This window comes from Kribbella sp. NBC_00662 (assembly GCF_041430295.1).
GTDB lineage: Bacteria > Actinomycetota > Actinomycetes > Propionibacteriales > Kribbellaceae > Kribbella.
Map to the genome: position 1 here is coordinate 5790943 of NZ_CP109029.1, position 14485 is coordinate 5805427.

Annotated in this window: 16 protein-coding genes; 12 read left to right on the plus strand and 4 right to left on the minus strand. The window is 67.4% G+C overall.

Annotation, left to right across the window (positions count from 1 at the left end; all coding sequences use genetic code 11):
- Positions 1-5: 5 nt before the first annotated feature.
- The 5 genes from OHA10_RS28820 to OHA10_RS28840 all read left to right on the plus strand — a co-directional run bounded on the left by OHA10_RS28820 (position 6) and on the right by OHA10_RS28840 (position 7128).
- Complete coding sequence (locus OHA10_RS28820; protein ID WP_371408005.1) at positions 6-2141, plus strand: 3-hydroxyacyl-CoA dehydrogenase NAD-binding domain-containing protein; 2136 nt, start codon at positions 6-8, stop codon at positions 2139-2141.
- Between the two features lie 219 nt (positions 2142-2360).
- Positions 2361-3644 (plus strand): ABC transporter substrate-binding protein, encoded by a 1284-nt coding sequence (locus OHA10_RS28825; protein ID WP_371401886.1) that lies wholly within the window; start codon positions 2361-2363, stop codon positions 3642-3644.
- Positions 3641-4600, plus strand: coding sequence for a carbohydrate ABC transporter permease (locus tag OHA10_RS28830; protein ID WP_371401887.1), 960 nt, complete (start codon positions 3641-3643; stop codon positions 4598-4600). Before OHA10_RS28825 ends, OHA10_RS28830 begins: the two co-directional genes overlap by 4 nt.
- On the plus strand, positions 4600-5484 hold the full coding sequence (locus OHA10_RS28835) for a carbohydrate ABC transporter permease (protein ID WP_371401888.1): 885 nt from the start codon (positions 4600-4602) through the stop codon (positions 5482-5484). The genes OHA10_RS28830 and OHA10_RS28835 overlap by 1 nt, the downstream gene beginning before the upstream one ends.
- Before the next feature lie 189 nt (positions 5485-5673).
- Positions 5674-7128: a glycosyl hydrolase family 65 protein gene (locus OHA10_RS28840; RefSeq protein ID WP_371401889.1), complete on the plus strand. Its 1455-nt coding sequence runs from the start codon at positions 5674-5676 to the stop codon at positions 7126-7128.
- An 18-nt stretch (positions 7129-7146) separates the two neighbouring features.
- On the opposite strand, the gene def is transcribed toward OHA10_RS28840, so the two are convergent.
- Positions 7147-7803, minus strand: a complete 657-nt coding sequence (def, locus tag OHA10_RS28845; RefSeq protein WP_371401890.1) for a peptide deformylase — start codon at positions 7801-7803, stop codon at positions 7147-7149.
- A gap of 57 nt (positions 7804-7860) precedes the next feature.
- Here def and OHA10_RS28850 point away from each other — a divergent pair, with 57 nt between their 5' ends.
- Both OHA10_RS28850 and OHA10_RS28855 read left to right on the plus strand, forming a co-directional pair.
- The gene (locus tag OHA10_RS28850; RefSeq protein WP_371401891.1) at positions 7861-8346 is read left to right on the plus strand and encodes a winged helix-turn-helix domain-containing protein; all 486 of its coding nucleotides are present in this window, start codon (positions 7861-7863) and stop codon (positions 8344-8346) included.
- A 70-nt stretch (positions 8347-8416) separates the two neighbouring features.
- Entirely contained in the window at positions 8417-8803 is a 387-nt protein-coding gene (locus OHA10_RS28855; RefSeq protein WP_371401892.1) for a hypothetical protein, read from the plus strand.
- Here OHA10_RS28855 and OHA10_RS28860 read toward each other — a convergent pair.
- A complete protein-coding gene (locus OHA10_RS28860; RefSeq protein ID WP_371401893.1) occupies positions 8781-9662 on the minus strand; it encodes a GNAT family N-acetyltransferase in 882 nt (293 codons plus the stop codon). The genes OHA10_RS28855 and OHA10_RS28860 overlap by 23 nt on opposite strands.
- 64 nt (positions 9663-9726) lie before the next feature.
- Between OHA10_RS28860 and OHA10_RS28865 the strand changes: the two genes are divergently transcribed.
- Both OHA10_RS28865 and OHA10_RS28870 read left to right on the plus strand, forming a co-directional pair.
- Positions 9727-10356 (plus strand): class I SAM-dependent methyltransferase, encoded by a 630-nt coding sequence (locus OHA10_RS28865; protein WP_371401894.1) that lies wholly within the window; start codon positions 9727-9729, stop codon positions 10354-10356.
- A 38-nt stretch (positions 10357-10394) separates the two neighbouring features.
- The gene (locus tag OHA10_RS28870; RefSeq protein ID WP_371401895.1) at positions 10395-11345 is read left to right on the plus strand and encodes a DNA glycosylase AlkZ-like family protein; all 951 of its coding nucleotides are present in this window, start codon (positions 10395-10397) and stop codon (positions 11343-11345) included.
- Here the strand turns inward: OHA10_RS28870 and OHA10_RS28875 are convergent.
- Positions 11334-12254, minus strand: a complete 921-nt coding sequence (locus OHA10_RS28875; protein WP_371401896.1) for a hypothetical protein — start codon at positions 12252-12254, stop codon at positions 11334-11336. The genes OHA10_RS28870 and OHA10_RS28875 overlap by 12 nt on opposite strands.
- 49 nt (positions 12255-12303) lie before the next feature.
- On the opposite strand from OHA10_RS28875, the gene OHA10_RS28880 reads away from it, so the two are divergent.
- The 3 genes from OHA10_RS28880 (at position 12304) to OHA10_RS28890 (ending at position 13778) form a co-directional block, all read left to right on the plus strand.
- A complete protein-coding gene (locus tag OHA10_RS28880) occupies positions 12304-12684 on the plus strand; it encodes a YchJ family protein (protein ID WP_371401897.1) in 381 nt (126 codons plus the stop codon).
- Position 12685: 1 nt separating this feature from the next.
- Positions 12686-13105 (plus strand): hypothetical protein, encoded by a 420-nt coding sequence (locus OHA10_RS28885; protein WP_371401898.1) that lies wholly within the window; start codon positions 12686-12688, stop codon positions 13103-13105.
- A gap of 190 nt (positions 13106-13295) precedes the next feature.
- Positions 13296-13778 carry a hypothetical protein gene (locus OHA10_RS28890; RefSeq protein ID WP_371401899.1) on the plus strand — a complete coding sequence of 161 codons (483 nt, stop codon included), beginning with the start codon at positions 13296-13298 and terminating at the stop codon, positions 13776-13778.
- Between the two features lie 37 nt (positions 13779-13815).
- Here OHA10_RS28890 and OHA10_RS28895 read toward each other — a convergent pair whose 3' ends face one another.
- The gene (locus tag OHA10_RS28895) at positions 13816-14346 is read right to left on the minus strand and encodes a YbhB/YbcL family Raf kinase inhibitor-like protein (protein WP_371401900.1); all 531 of its coding nucleotides are present in this window, start codon (positions 14344-14346) and stop codon (positions 13816-13818) included.
- Between the last annotated feature and the right edge of the window lie 139 nt (positions 14347-14485).

Below are 14485 nucleotides of genomic sequence, written 5' to 3' on the forward strand. Positions count from 1 at the left end.
CCAGCATGATCGAGTGGAAGAACGACGCCGGAGTGGTCACCCTGACCCTGAACGACCCGGATGCGTCCGCCAACACGATGAACGACGCGTACGTCGACGCGATGGGCCGGACCGTCGAGCGCCTGGTCGCCGAGAAGGCCCTGCTCAAGGGTGTGATCGTGACGTCGGCGAAGTCCACGTTCTTTGCCGGCGGCAACCTGCAGATGCTGTCGCGGATCCAGCCGTCCGATGCCGCCCAAGTCTTCGACACGATCGAGGAGGTCAAGCGGCAGCTCAGAGCCCTTGAAACGCTGGGTGTCCCGGTAGTTGCCGCGATCAACGGATCGGCGCTGGGCGGCGGGCTGGAGATCGCGCTCGCCTGTCATCACCGGATCGTGGCCGACGACAATCGCATCGAGCTCGGCGTACCCGAGGTGACGCTCGGTCTGCTGCCCGGCGGCGGGGGAGTGACCCGCACGGTCCGGATGCTCGGGCTGCAGGACGCGCTGATGAAGGTGCTGCTGCAGGGGCAGCGGATGAAGCCCGCGCATGCGCTGAGCGTCGGGATCGTCGACGAGGTCGTGCCCGCGGACGAGTTGCTCGATGCGGCGCGCCGGTGGATCACGACGTACGACGGGGACGCCAAGCAGCCCTGGGACCGGGACGGCTACAAGATCCCGGGCGGTACGCCGTCCTCGCCGAAGCTGGCCGCGTTCCTGCCGGCCTTCCCGGCGAATCTGCGCAAGCAGCTCAAAGGTGCGCCGTACCCGGCGCCGCGCGCGATCATGAGCGCGGCGGTCGAGGGCAGCCAGGTCGACTTCGAGACCGCCTCCCGGATCGAGTCGAGGTACTTCGTCTCGCTCGCCACCGGTCAGATCGCGAAGAACATGATCCAGGCGTTCTTCTTCGACCTGCAGTCGATCAACGCGGGCGGGTCGCGGCCTGCCGACGTACCGAAGTACCGCGCCCGGAGGGTCGGCGTGCTCGGCGCGGGGATGATGGGCGCGGGGATCGCCTACGTGTGCGCCAAGGTCGGGATCGAGGTCGTGCTGAAGGACGTCTCGCTCGAGGCGGCCGCGCGCGGCAAGGAGTACTCCGAGAAGCTGCTGGCCAAGCAGGTGTCGAAGGGGCGGATGTCCGTCCCGGAGGTCGAGGAGTTCCTCGGCCGGATCACGCCGACCGGCGACCCGAACGATCTCGCCGGGTGCGACCTGGTGATCGAGGCCGTGTTCGAGGACGCCGGCCTGAAGCAGAAGGTGTTCGCCGAGATCGCGGGTGTCGTCGAGCCCGATGCGTTGCTCTGCTCGAACACCTCGACGCTGCCGATCACCTCGCTCGCCGACGGGATCGACCGGCCCGACGACTTCATCGGTATGCACTTCTTCTCGCCGGTCGACCGGATGCCGCTGGTCGAGCTCATCGTGGGCGAGAAGACCTCGGACCGGGCGATCGCGCAGGCGTACGACGTCGTACGGCAGATCAAGAAGACGCCGATCGTGGTCAACGACAGCCGCGGCTTCTTCACCTCGCGGGTGTTCGGGACCCTGGTGATGGAAGGCGCCGCGATGGTTGCCGAGGGTATCGACCCGGTGATGATCGAGCGGGCCGCGACCCAGGCGGGCTTCCCGGCGCCGCCGCTGGCGATGCTGGACGAGGTCACGCTGACGCTGCCGCAGAAGATCCGGGACGCCGCCCGCGCGGCCGGCGACAGCGCCGGGGCGTTCGACGAGCATCCCGGGATGGCGGTTGCCGATCGGCTCGTCAACGAGTTCGACCGCCGCGGCAAGGCCGCGGGCGCAGGCTTCTACGACTACCCGGCGGACGGTCCGAAGCGTTTGTGGCCAGGGCTGTGGGAGCACTTCGCACGTGACAACGACGTACCGCTGATCGATCTGCAGGAGCGGATGCTGTTCGCGATGGCGCTCGAGACCGTGAAGTGTCTCGACGAGGGCGTGCTCCGATCGGTGCCCGATGCCAACATCGGATCGATCTTCGGCATCGGCTTCCCGCCGCTGCACGGCGGTGCGTTGCAGTACGTCAACGCCTACGGGCCAAGCGCTTTCGCAGCCCGGGCCCGCGAGTTGGCCGCTGTATACGGTGCACGGTTCGAGCCGCCGGCGCTGCTGGTCCGCACGGCTGAGGCCGGCGAGATCTTCGGCTGATCACGAGCCGATACCAACTCAAGCAAACTCCACACATTCGAACAAAGAACAGCGCGTCCGGTCTTGCGCCGGGCGCGCTTTTGAGACATTGTGCTGGCACTTCTACAACGATTGACCTGTAGTAGGTTGTGCGCAAACTCGGAGATGCTTAACGACGTTAAGTAACTCGGAACCGTGCGTCGTACCCCTGCGACGTTCCCTCTCGGGAAGGTGGAATTCATGCCTGCTCATGTTCCGAACGCCGGTCTGACCCGGCGGGATCTACTCAAGCGGACCGGTGGACTGGCCGCGCTCGCCGCGTTCACCGCGGCCTGCGGCGGTAATACCGGCCGACCGTCCTCAGGGGGCGGAGGCGGCGGGGAGAAGGTCAACCTGTCGCAGTGGTACCACCAGTACGGCGAGACCGGGACCCAGCAGGCGGCGCTGAAGTACGCCAAGGCCTACCCCGATGCGAACGTCTCCGTGCAGTGGACGCCGGGTGACTACGGTGCGAAGCTGTCGTCCGGGCTGCTGTCCAGCAAGGGCCCGGACGTGTTCGAGAGCCAGTTCAACATCGGCATGGTGAAGAGCAACCAGGTGGTGCCCCTCGACGACATCATGGCCGACGTCAAGGACGACTTCCTGCCGGGCGACCTGGCAACGAACACCATCGACGGCAAGATCTACGGCATCCGGATGATCATCGACCCGCAGGTCATCTACTACCGCAAGTCGCTGCTCGACAAGGCCGGGATCAAGCCGCCGGAGACGGTCGACGACCTGATCGCCGCTGCCAAGGAACTCACCACGAACAAGGTGAAGGGCATCTTCGTCGGCAACGACGGCGGCAACGCGATGGGCGGCCCGGCGCTGTGGTCCTCGGGCGGCAGCTACCTGACCGACGACAACAAGCCCGGCTTCACCGGTGACCGCGCCGCGAAGGCCTTCGGAAAGCTGCACGAGCTGTACGCGAGCAAGAGCATCCTGCTCGGCGCGCCCACGGACTGGTGGGACCCGACCGCGATCAACCAGGGCCTGGTGGCGATGCAGTGGATCGGCATGTGGGCCGTGCCGGGCATGCAGAAGGTGCTCGGTGACGACATCGGCGTGATCCCGTTCCCGAAGCTGGACGCGGAAGGCAAGCCGGCTGTGTACTCCGGCGGCTGGACGCAGTTCGTGTCGTCGAAGAGCGCCAACATCGACGCGGCGAAGAAGTTCGTGAAGTGGCTGTGGATCGACAAGTCGGAGTACCAGGAGGACTGGTCGCTGAACTACGGCTTCCACATCCCGCCGCGCAAGAGCCTCGCGGCGAAGGCGTCCAAGCTGCAGAGCGGTGTCGCGGCCGACACGGTCAAGCTGAACCAGGACTACGGGCACACCGACAATCCGTCGTGGACACCGAAGATGGGTACGGCGTTCACCGACCTGCTCACCAACGTCATCAAGAAGGGAGCCGACCCAGCCGCCGAGATCGCGAAGGCCGAGAAGACCGTCAACGCCGAACTGTCGCGGTTGTTCGGATGAGCGCACCGGCACAAACCCGTACGGACCCCGCTGTCACTGGTGAGCAGCGGGGCGGGCGACGCCGGCGTAAGGGCATCGCCGGCAACACCCTGTGGTTCTGGGTGTTCGTCGGACCGTTCGTCCTCGGCCTGCTGATCTTCTCGTACCTGCCGATCCTGTGGAGCCTGGTCCTCAGCTTCTTCGAGGCGTACAACACCGCGACGCCGTCGAAGTTCGTCGGGCTCCGCAACTACATCGACATGCTCACCGACCACAACTTCCTGTCCAGCCTGGGCACGTTCACGATCTTCGCGGTGTTCATCGTGCCGCTGACGTTCGTGCTCTCGCTCGCGCTGGCGTTGCTGGTCAACCAGGTCAAGATCGCGCGGGCGTTCTTCCGGTCGGTGTTCTTCCTGCCGACCGCGTGCTCGTACGTCGTCGCGTCGCTGATCTGGCGGTTGTCGATCTTCAACGGTGTCCGGTTCGGTCTGGCCAACACTGTGCTCGGCTGGTTCGGGGTCGACAACATCGCGTGGCTCTCGACGGTGTCGCCGCCGTGGTACTGGCTCCCGTTGGTCACCGTTCGGCTGTGGTTGCAGCTCGGGTTCTACATGATCCTGTTCATCGCCGGGCTGCAGCGGATCTCGCCGACGTTGTACGAGGCGGCGTACGTCGACGGGGCGAAGCCCGGATGGCAGGTGTTCCGGTACATCACGTTGCCCCAGCTGCGGGCGACGTCGGTCGCCGTACTGATCCTGAACCTGATCGCGGCGTACCAGGCGTTCGACGAGTTCTACAACCTGGTCGGCAACGTGAACTACGCCCGGCCGCCGCTGGTGTACCTGTACGGCATCTCGCTCGGCTCGATCCAGGACCTCGGGCACGGCTCCGCCGGCGCGCTGATCCTGGCGGTCATCATCATGATCGTGACGCTGCTGCAGAGCCGGATCTTCGGCTTCGGAAAGGCGGGCGACTGATGGCAGTCTCGGAGCGTACGACGGGAACGCCGCAACCGATCGGCTTCACCCAGAGCACTCTCGGACGGATCGGGACGGTACTGCGGTGGATCGCGCTGTTGATCGCGGTGGTGCTGTTCCTGCTGCCGTTCTACCTGATCCTGCGCAACGCGCTGTCGACCGAGGCGGACATCACGGCGCCGTCGTGGACGTTGTTCCCGTCGCATCTGCAGTGGGGCAACATCAAGGAACTGTTCGACGACACCCAGGTGCCGATGGCGCGGGCGCTGTACAACTCCGCGGTCGTGGGCGTCCTGGGCACGGCCGGGCAGTTGCTGCTGGCATCGATGGCGGGGTACGGCTTGGCTCGCATTCCTTACCGGCATGCGGACAAGATCTTCTACGCGATCGTGGCTACGTTGATGATCCCGGGTGCGGTGACGTTCATCCCGTCGTTCATCGTGGTGTCTTCGCTCGGGTGGGTTTCGTCGCTGCGGGGCCTGATCATCCCGACGCTGTTCAGCGGGTTCGCGGCGTTCCTGTTCCGGCAGTACTTCCTCGGGTTCCCACGGGAGCTGGAGGAGGCGGCTCGGGTCGACGGCGCCGGGTACTTCGGGGTGTTCTGGCGGATCGTCGTACCGAACTCGCTGCCGTTCTTCGCGGCGATCGCGGCGATCACGTTCATCGGCAACTGGAACTCGTTCCTGTGGCCACTGGTGATCGGCCAGGACTCGTCGTCGTGGACGATCCAGGTCGCGATGTCGACGTTCATCACCGCACAGACGATCAACATCCACGAGCTCTTCATGGCGGTCGCGGTCTCGATCCTCCCGCTGGTCCTGATCTTCGCCTTCCTCCAGCGCTACCTGATCCAAGGCGTCACCCAATCCGGCATCAAAGACTGAAAGGAACACCACTCCGCGGCGGCTGTTCTGTTGCCGCGTTCGGCGGGTGCGCGATCCTGCAGTCGGTGTGGTCGTCATCGGCGCGGCAGCTGCGGTGGCTGGGCAACAACCCGGCCACCGGCTCGCTGCTCACCGCCTACGCTCGCCCGTGCTGGATGTGCTGGTCTGTGGGACTGATGGAATGGGGGTATGACGACGACAGACTCTCGTCCGGTGTTGCGGTTCGAGGATGCGGCCAGCCAGGGGCTGTACGGGGCGACCTACGGGGCGGCGCTCGAGAACCTGCTGGGGATCAATACCGTTCCGTTCGGCGAGGTGCATGCCAGGAGTGGGCTGATGGATCCGGGGGTCGGGATGGTCCGGGCCGGAGGTGGCTACGCGCAGCCGTGGACCCGGGATGCGACGATCAACAGCTGGAACGCGACGAGCTTGCTGGCGCCGGCGCTCGCGGCGAACACGCTGTGGGCGGTGGTCGAGAAGGATGCCGCCGGCAAGCTCATGGTGCAGCAGGACAGTCAGCAGTGGGATCAGGTGATCTGGACTGTGGGTGCCTGGCACCACTATCTGGTGACCGGCGACCAGGACTTCCTGCAGCGTGCGTATGACGTTGTCACGAACACGCTCGCCCTCCGCGAGCAGGCAGCCGTCTTCGGCCGCGACGCCCGGTACGGTCTCTTCACCGGTCCGTCGTTCTTCAATGATGGCGTCTCCGGATTCCCGGCGCCGACGGCGGACGGGGACGAGTCGCGGGGCAGCGAGAGTACGTCGTACCCGGATGTCGTCTCCGCCATGTACCTGAGCACCAACGCCCTGTATTACGCGGCCTACGTGCGCGCGGCCGAGATGGCGGAGGCGCTCGGCCGGCCGGCTGATGGCCATCGGGCCAAGGCGGCAGCGATCAAGCTATCGATCAACGAACACTTCTGGAACCCGCGAACCGGAAGCTACAACTACGAGCTCACCGCTGACGGGACGCCGGGCCCGTACCAGGAAGGCACCGGGCTGGCGTTCAGCCTGCTCTTCGGGATCGCCGACGCCGCGCAGGCCAGTTCCCTCATCTCGAACGCGCAGCGGATGCCCCGCGGAATGCCCGATACCTATCCGCACTGGGACAGGTACTCCAGCGACGAACCCGGACGGCACAACGCGATCGTCTGGCCGCTCGTGCAAGGACTCTGGGCGAAGGGCCTGGCTGGGCGCGGCGATGTGGAGGGGTTCGCAACCGAGACCAGGCTGCTCGCGGAGTTGGTCAGGGACAGCGGCGGTTTCTGGGAGATCTACGACGGCAACACCGGTGCCGTCGAGGGCGGCTACCAGGGCGCGACCGGCGTCCTGAAACGCCGCTGGGAGTCGCAGCCCGACCAGACCTGGTCGGCGACGGCATTCATCGACATGATGCACACCGGCCTGTTCGGTATGACGTTCGACAGCAGCGGCCTCACCTTCGCGCCGACACTTCCGTCCGGCTGGGGCGATGTCACGCTCAGCGGCGTAAGCTACCGCGACGCCGTGCTGTCAGTGACCCTTCGGGGTACGGGCAACGTCATCCGCTCCTTCGGCCTCGACGGCATCTCGTCCACGACGCACGGCGTACCGGCCTCCCTGCACGGACATCACACGATCGAGATCGCTCTGGAGTCGTAGCAGTACTACAGAATCCGCTCAGCTTGCGGTACCTGGGGTTGAGTGGTCGGCGAGCCGGCTCAGCTGGTGCTCGCGGTTCGCGCACCGGCTGAGGATCTCGGCGCGGTTGCGGGCGGAGTGGTCGAGGGCCGTTGTGCGGGCCCGCGGAGCCAGGTGGTCGACGTACAGCGTGCCGGCCAGGTGTTGGGTTTCGTGGATGAGGCAGCGGGCCAGGTAGCCGGTGGCGTCGAGGGTGAAGGGGTGGCCTTCGAGGTCCTGGGCGTGGAGGCTGGCTCGGGCCGGGCGGGGGAGTGGGGCGTTGGCGCCGGGGACGGAGAGGCAGCCTTCGGTGCCGGGCTGGGTGCCGAAGAGGGCGGTCAGGGTTTCGATGCGCGGGTTGAACGCGTGGCCGACGTGGCGGTCGCCGTGTTCGTCGGTGAGGTCGTAGACGAACAGCTGGGCGTCGACGTCGACCTGGTTCGCGGCGAGGCCGCAGCCCTCGGCGATCCACATCGTGGTGAACATGTCGTCGATCAGCGCACCCCAGCGCGCCGCCCCGAACTCGCTCACCGGTCGGCATGGGCGGTGCAGGATCTCCTCGCCGTACTCCGTGATGCGCCGGGGCGTACCGCGCCGTACCTCGTCGGTGAGCTCGGGCAGGCGGCGGCTCAGACGGCCCTGGATGTACGTCGGCATGCAAAGATCGTAGTCTGCAAAGTCTCGGCTTTGCAAAGCTCCGGGTTAGGATGCGGCATGGCCGAGCACCGCAGTACGCCGAACCGCCGCGACGTCGTCCGCGGGCATCCGCTGCGAGAGTCGCTGCTGGAGTTGATCGACCGGGACGGTACGACGACGTCGACGATCGCCGCGCGGGAGTTGGGGGAGAGCACGGGGTCGTGCTCGTTCCACCTGCGGCGGCTGGAGGCGCTCGGGGTGATCGAGGCCGTGCCGGGCGCGGTCGGGCGGGTGAAGCCGTGGCGGCGGATGCGGGTCGAGCAGGCGGCGCTGAATCGGGAGCTCGAGGACACGGCGTACGCCAGCTGGCTGGCCGCGAAGACGTCCGACGACGAGGACTTCGCCTTCAGCGAGGTGGTGACGCTGGCCGACGGCGAGCTCGCCGAGCTGCGCGCCCGCCTCCATCGGGTACTTCGCGACTTCGTCGGCTCCGAGCCGAGATCGGATGCCGCAACGCCGACCGCGGTGATCATCCGAGCCTTCCCGCTCCGCGAAGAGCAGTAGATCGAGGGAACCGACCGGCGACCGGCAGCGTCAGCGGAGGAGACGGCATCCTGTCGACTACGGAGTTCTCATGACCTACGGCCAGCCGGAGCGCAACGCCAACCCGCAGCAAGGAGGCGCCGGGTATCCGCAGCATCTCTGGCCCGACTACGCGCAGGCGCCGAACGACCCTGCCTGGCAGCCTCAGGCGCCGGTCAGCGGACAGCCGAAGGGCAGCGCGGTGCTGGGCGTGCTCGCGTTCGTCCTGGGCCTCGCGGCCCTGGTGGCGCCGTTCCTCCCCGTCGATATGACGGGATTCCGGCAGTACGCCGCCTTCCCGTTCGCGCTGCCAGGGGTCGGCCTCGCGATCGGCGGGCTGACCGGCGACCGTCGCGGGAAGCCGCTGGCTGTGGTCGGCGCGGTGTTGTGTGCGCTGGCGCTCGGGATCGGCGCCGTCATGCTGGCCGGGTACCGCTGACGGGTCCGGAGATCGTCAGCCGGTGCCCCTCCGGCAGCGCCAGCGTGAACGTACGCCGGTACCACGGCATGTCCGCCGGCGCCGTCGACTCGACAAGGCCGGCCGCGATCGCGGCGTCGTACAGAGGATCGACGAGTACGCCGACATCGAACGTGATCGTTGCCGGCGAGATGGTGCCGGCCGCACGGCGTACCTCCAGGCCGCTCTGACCGTTCCATTCGGTGAAGCCCAGATGGACGAGGTCCTCGAGCTCGAAGCGGATCTGCAGGCCGAGCAGGTCGCACAGCAGTCGCGCGGTGCCGGTGACATCGTGGACCTCCAGCACCGGCATGATCGCGAACGTGGTCGGATCGGCCGGCTTCGCGGCGCGGCCCATCACCACCGACTGGGCGAGCTCGCCGTCCGAGGTCCGCGGCAGCCGGCCGACGAGGTCGAGACCCGCGTGCCGGGCGACGGCGATCGAGCGGACATTCCGTGAGTCGATCCACGCCTCGACGCCGGTGATCGACGGCTGCTTCAGCAGGTGGTCGACGACCGCGCGAGCCGCCTCGCTCATCAGCCCGGCACCCCATCGGTCGCGCTGCAGATACCAGCTCAGTCCGCGGATCGAGCTGCCTTGATCCGAGAACACCGCGATCACGCCGACCGCCGTCTCCTCCGGCCGGACTCGCAGCACCCACGTCCAGCCGCCGTTGTCGCCGAACTCGCGCTCCAGCCGATCCCGCGACTCGCTCTCGGTTGCCGTCGGCGTCATATACCCGCCCCGCGCCCACTCCGGATCCGAGAACATCGCGTGCAACGGCGCCAGATCGCGCTCCATCTCGAACTTGACCAGATCGAGCCGGGCGGTCTCGAGCATCTGTATCAGTCCTTCACATGGGGTAAGGATGGGACGACACCTCTAGGCCACGAAGGGTACGACGATGTCCGAGCGCACGCGGCAACCGACGAGCCATGAGCGGATGTCGGGCCGGCCGTGGGATGCGTCGTACCAGGACGGTCCCGCGCCGTGGGAGTTCGGCGGTCCGCAGCCGGCGGTGGTGCAGTTGGTGTCGGACGGGGCGTTCAAGGGATCGGTGCTCGACGCGGGTTGTGGGAGTGGCGACAACGCGTTGCTCATCGCCTCGAGTGGTGTGTCGGTGCTCGGGTTCGACGTGGCTGAGACCGCGTTGGCGCGTGCGCGGGAGAAGGCGATCGAGCATGGCGTTCCGGCCGAGTTCGTGAATGCGGATGCGCTGCGGCTCAGCGAGCTGGGGCGCTCGTTCGACACGATTCTCGACTCGGGTCTCTTCCACACCTTCGACGCGGACGAGCGTGCGCGGTACGTCGTGAGTCTGGCGTCGGTCGCGAAGACCGGTGCGACTCTGTATGTGCTGTGCTTCAGCGACCAAGATCCCGACGGCGTGCCGCATCCGATCAGGCCAATCGATTTGCAGGCGGTGTTCAACCCGGCCTCCGGCTGGACGCTCGTGAGCGTCGAACCACGCAAGATCGGCACCAGGATGCACGAGAACGGCGCGCCGGGCTGGCTCGCGACAGTCCGACGAAACTAAGCCATCGGGTGGCGTGATTTCGCCGTACCGTCGGTGCCATGATCACGCGGGAACAGGCGGTCGCCTATCGATTGCACGTCAACCACCTGGTCGATCGGCTGCCCGCGGGATCGCACGAGGAGGCGGCGTACGTCGGTCTGCAGGACACCGCGCCCCGGGACGCGTTGCTCGGGCTGCATGCGCGGATGGCGGGGTGCGTGCCGTCGGACTGGGAGCATCCGGCGTTGATCCAGACGTACAGTCCGCGGGCCGCGGTGTATGTGCTGCCGGTGCGTGATTTCGGGGTGTTCACGTTGGGGCGGCTGCCGATCGACGCGGACGCAGTACGGCGGATCGACGTACTCGCGGATCGGTTGTGTGCGACGTTGGACGGGCGTGAACGCCGCGGCGGGATGGGCCACGAGTTGCGCGCGGCCTGCGCGAGCGGACGGATCGCGGTGCGGTGGGACACGACCTCGTTGTGGGCGCGGGAGGTGCCGCGGCCGGCGATCGACGTCTCCGCGGCGCAGGTGGAGTTGTGCCGACGGCACGTTCGTTGCTTCGGGCCCACAACTCCGAAGGCGTTCTCGTGGTGGTCCGGGTTGTCGCCAGCGGATGCTCGCGTCGTCTGGGATCGGCTCGTGGACGAGTTGATCGAGGTCGACTTCGAGGGTGTGGCGGCATGGATTCTTCGGGCCGATGAGGAATGGTTGCGGTCGGCAACTTCGCCGCCCGGGGTGAGGTTGCTGGTCGCGTCGGATCTGCGGTTGTTCGGGCGGGATCACGGTGGCCGGTTCGTGGGGCCCGGGCTGCGGGAGCTGACGCCGGCCGCGGATTCCTTTCATCCGAACGGGTTGCTGGTCGACGGACGGATCGTCGGGGCGTGGGGACGGAAGGGCGGGCGGGTGAGTGTGGTGCTGTCCGAGACGCTCAGCGCGGCGCAGTACGGCGCTCTGGAGGCGGAGGTCGCGAGTATGCCGGTGCGTGATCCGCAGCTGTCAGTCAAGTGAGGGGAGTGCGTCGAGGGGCTTCCGGTTGCTGCGGAAGTTGGTGCGGAGCAGGTCGACGTCGATCTCGGGGAGCTGGAGTTCGACCAGGTCGTAGGTTTCCTCGACGAGGTCTTTCAGTAGCCGGGCGCCTTCGTCCGCGGGGCGGTTGAAGACGGATCGGATCCTGGCGGCCAGCGATGGTGGCGCCAACGACAGGTCGAGGTTGTCGAGGCGCTTGAATGCGGACGGATGGCCGCAGTACTTGCCGTTGAGAGCGTGGAGGACGGTGAGCAGCTGACTCGCGATGCGCATGAATTCGCGGGCGAGCAGGAGCGGGTTGTCGCGGTCGACGAGCATCTGCCAGCGCCAGAACTGCTCTACGTTCCCGTCCCGCCGTACGACGGCGAGCGCGAGTTCGCGGGGATAGGTCTGCGCGCGTTCCTGCCAGCGGGCGACGAGGTCGGCGCGCGGGCCGCGGATGTCGCGGCCATCGACGATGCCCTTGATCGCGTCCAGGCTGGGGCTGTCGGGGTTGTGGGAGCTGAGTACGTCGTCCAGCATGTCTTCGGCGGCGGACGTCAGCGTGTGCACGACCTCCACCATCAGACCGTCCGGCCGCGGGGCGCCCAGGTAGATGTGGTCGTACCAGGGCGGCGAGCCTTCGTTCACCGTGCGGATGTCGGCCGCCTGCGCGGCATCAGCAACTGCAATCCGGTCCGCGAGCGTGGGTCGCCGTTCCCAGAACACGCCGACCTCGACGTCCGACCACCGATCGGCGTCGCCACGAGCGGTCGAACCGCTGACCATCGCCGCGTCGACGCCGTCAGCCGCGGCGAACGCCTCCAGCACGGGACGTACAGCCGCGAGCCGCCACCGAGCCGCATCCGTCGCCGTTGTGCTACCGCCAGGACCGCCGCTTGGTCGGTTCATCACGGCAGTAGATCACGCAGTCAGTCCAGCGATCGGCGACAATCGCTCCATGCCAGCCCTCTCGACCTGCCCCTGCGGTCAAGACGCGCCGTACGCCGCCTGCTGTGGTCCTCTCCACCGCGGTGAGACAACTGCTTCCACCGCGGAGCAGCTGATGCGCTCCCGCTACACCGCATTCGTGATGCACGATGCGCCGTACCTCCAGCAGACCTGGTCGCTGACAACCCGCCCGGCCCGGATCGACTTCGACGCCGGCCGGGAGTGGACCGGCCTGGAGATCGTGCGCACGACCGGCGGCAGCCCATTCCACTCAGAGGGCACGGTCGAGTTCCGCGCCCACTACATCTCCGGCGGCGAATCCGGCGTACAGCAGGAGAACAGCACCTTCAGCCGCGAAGCCGGCCACTGGGTGTACGTCGCGGCCCTCTGACATGACACAACCGCCGCAGATCCGCAGGTGGGGCACGCACCGGCTGACGCTGATCGCCTTCCGCCTCCTGATCCTGGCCGCCATCATCGCGACCGTCATCCAGCCCGTCCTGTGGCCGTCGATCCCGGCCACGCTGCTGGTCCTGCTCCTGGCAATGCGCTACGACCTGCGCCTGACCGAGGACGAACTCATCTGCCGGGACCTGATCGGCAGCACCCGGATACCACGCGCGGAGATCGCCTTCGCCAAGTTCGACTACAAGCCCCTGGGTGTCTACCTAGACATCCACCGCCACAACGGCCAGATCGACCACCTCCGCTTCCAGCCCAAACTCACCTCAACCGAACTCACCGGCGACCCACCACGTCCCGACAGCGCTGCCTACCAAATCACCGAGTGGGCCAAAGCCGCCCGAAGCTGATCCTGGCTGCGGTCTAACGGGTTCATCCCCCTATCCGGATGAGCCCGATCTTCGCGCGGCAGCCGGGCTGTGCCGGCCGCGGTCGGGTAGTCCTCCTGCCCTCATCCGCGAAGGGGGAGGCGGACAAGCGGTTGCCGCGACAGCATCCAGGTGGCGTGGGTCAAGTGGCGGTACGAGAGGAGACAGCAGGATGGCTGCGAAAGGGGGCGGAGCGGCTGCGACCGGCTTCGTCGTGTTCGCCGGTGCGATGCTCATGGTGACCGGCTTGGTCAACGTCTTCGAGGGATTCGTCGCGCTGTTCTCCGACAAGCGCCTGGTGATCACCCGGGAGCACCTCATCATCGTCGGCGTGACCGGCTGGGGCTGGACGATCCTGATCTTCGGCATACTCCTGATCGCCGTCGGGATCGGCCTGCTGACGGCGCAGACGTGGGCCAGGATCGGCGCCATCGTGCTGGTCTGCCTGCACGCCGTCTCCCAGGTCGCCTGGCTCGGCGCCTATCCCGTGTGGTCGTTGCTGATGATCACGCTCGACGTCGTCGTGCTGTTCGCGCTGACCGCGCGGTGGACCGACGTACGGCGGGAGCTGGGCGGCATGGACGGCTCGTCCTGGAGCGGCCAGGAGGCAGCCGATCTCACCGCCGCCGAGCGCCGCAGGCCGCCGCTCAGCTGACCGGGAGCCGCCCCGCGACGGGACGGCTCCCCATGGACTACTCCGCGACCTGGTACGTCGGGGTGATGATCGCCCGCGCCAGGGTGTGGAAGGCCAGGTTGAAGCCGACCACGGCCGGGGAGGCGTCGGAGTCGACGTCCAGTGCCTCGACGTCGATCGCGTGGACGACGAAGTAGTAGCGGTGGACCTGGTCACCCGCGGGCGGGGCCGCGCCGCCGAAGTTCTTGGTGCCGAAGTCGTTGCGGACGTGGAAGGCGCCGTTGTCGAGGCGCTCGGTGGCGCCCGCGCCGGCCGGGAGCTCGGTGACGGTCCCCGGGAGGTTGACCAGGACCCAGTGCCAGAAACCGGAGACGACCGGCGCGTCCGGGTCGTAGCAGGTGACGACGAAGGCCTTGGTCTCCGCCGGGAACCCGGACCAGCTGAGCTGCGGCGACGTGTTCCCACCGGCGAACGCCTGGTCGTCGGACAGCGGCTCGCCGTCGCTGACGTCGGTGCTGGTGACGGTGAACGAGCCCGCCTTGGGGAGCAGTTCGTACGGGTCCGGGGCGACGGGACGATCGAGCGACATCTGTGATCCTCCGAGAGGTGCGACGTGTGGTGATTCCGACATTACTGTCCACATCGCGCCGACCCGCCCCGGGGCACCCGTTCGGAGATGCGAAGATCGAGCCGGTACTGCGTGGCCGAGTGTGACCGAGTGTGACCGA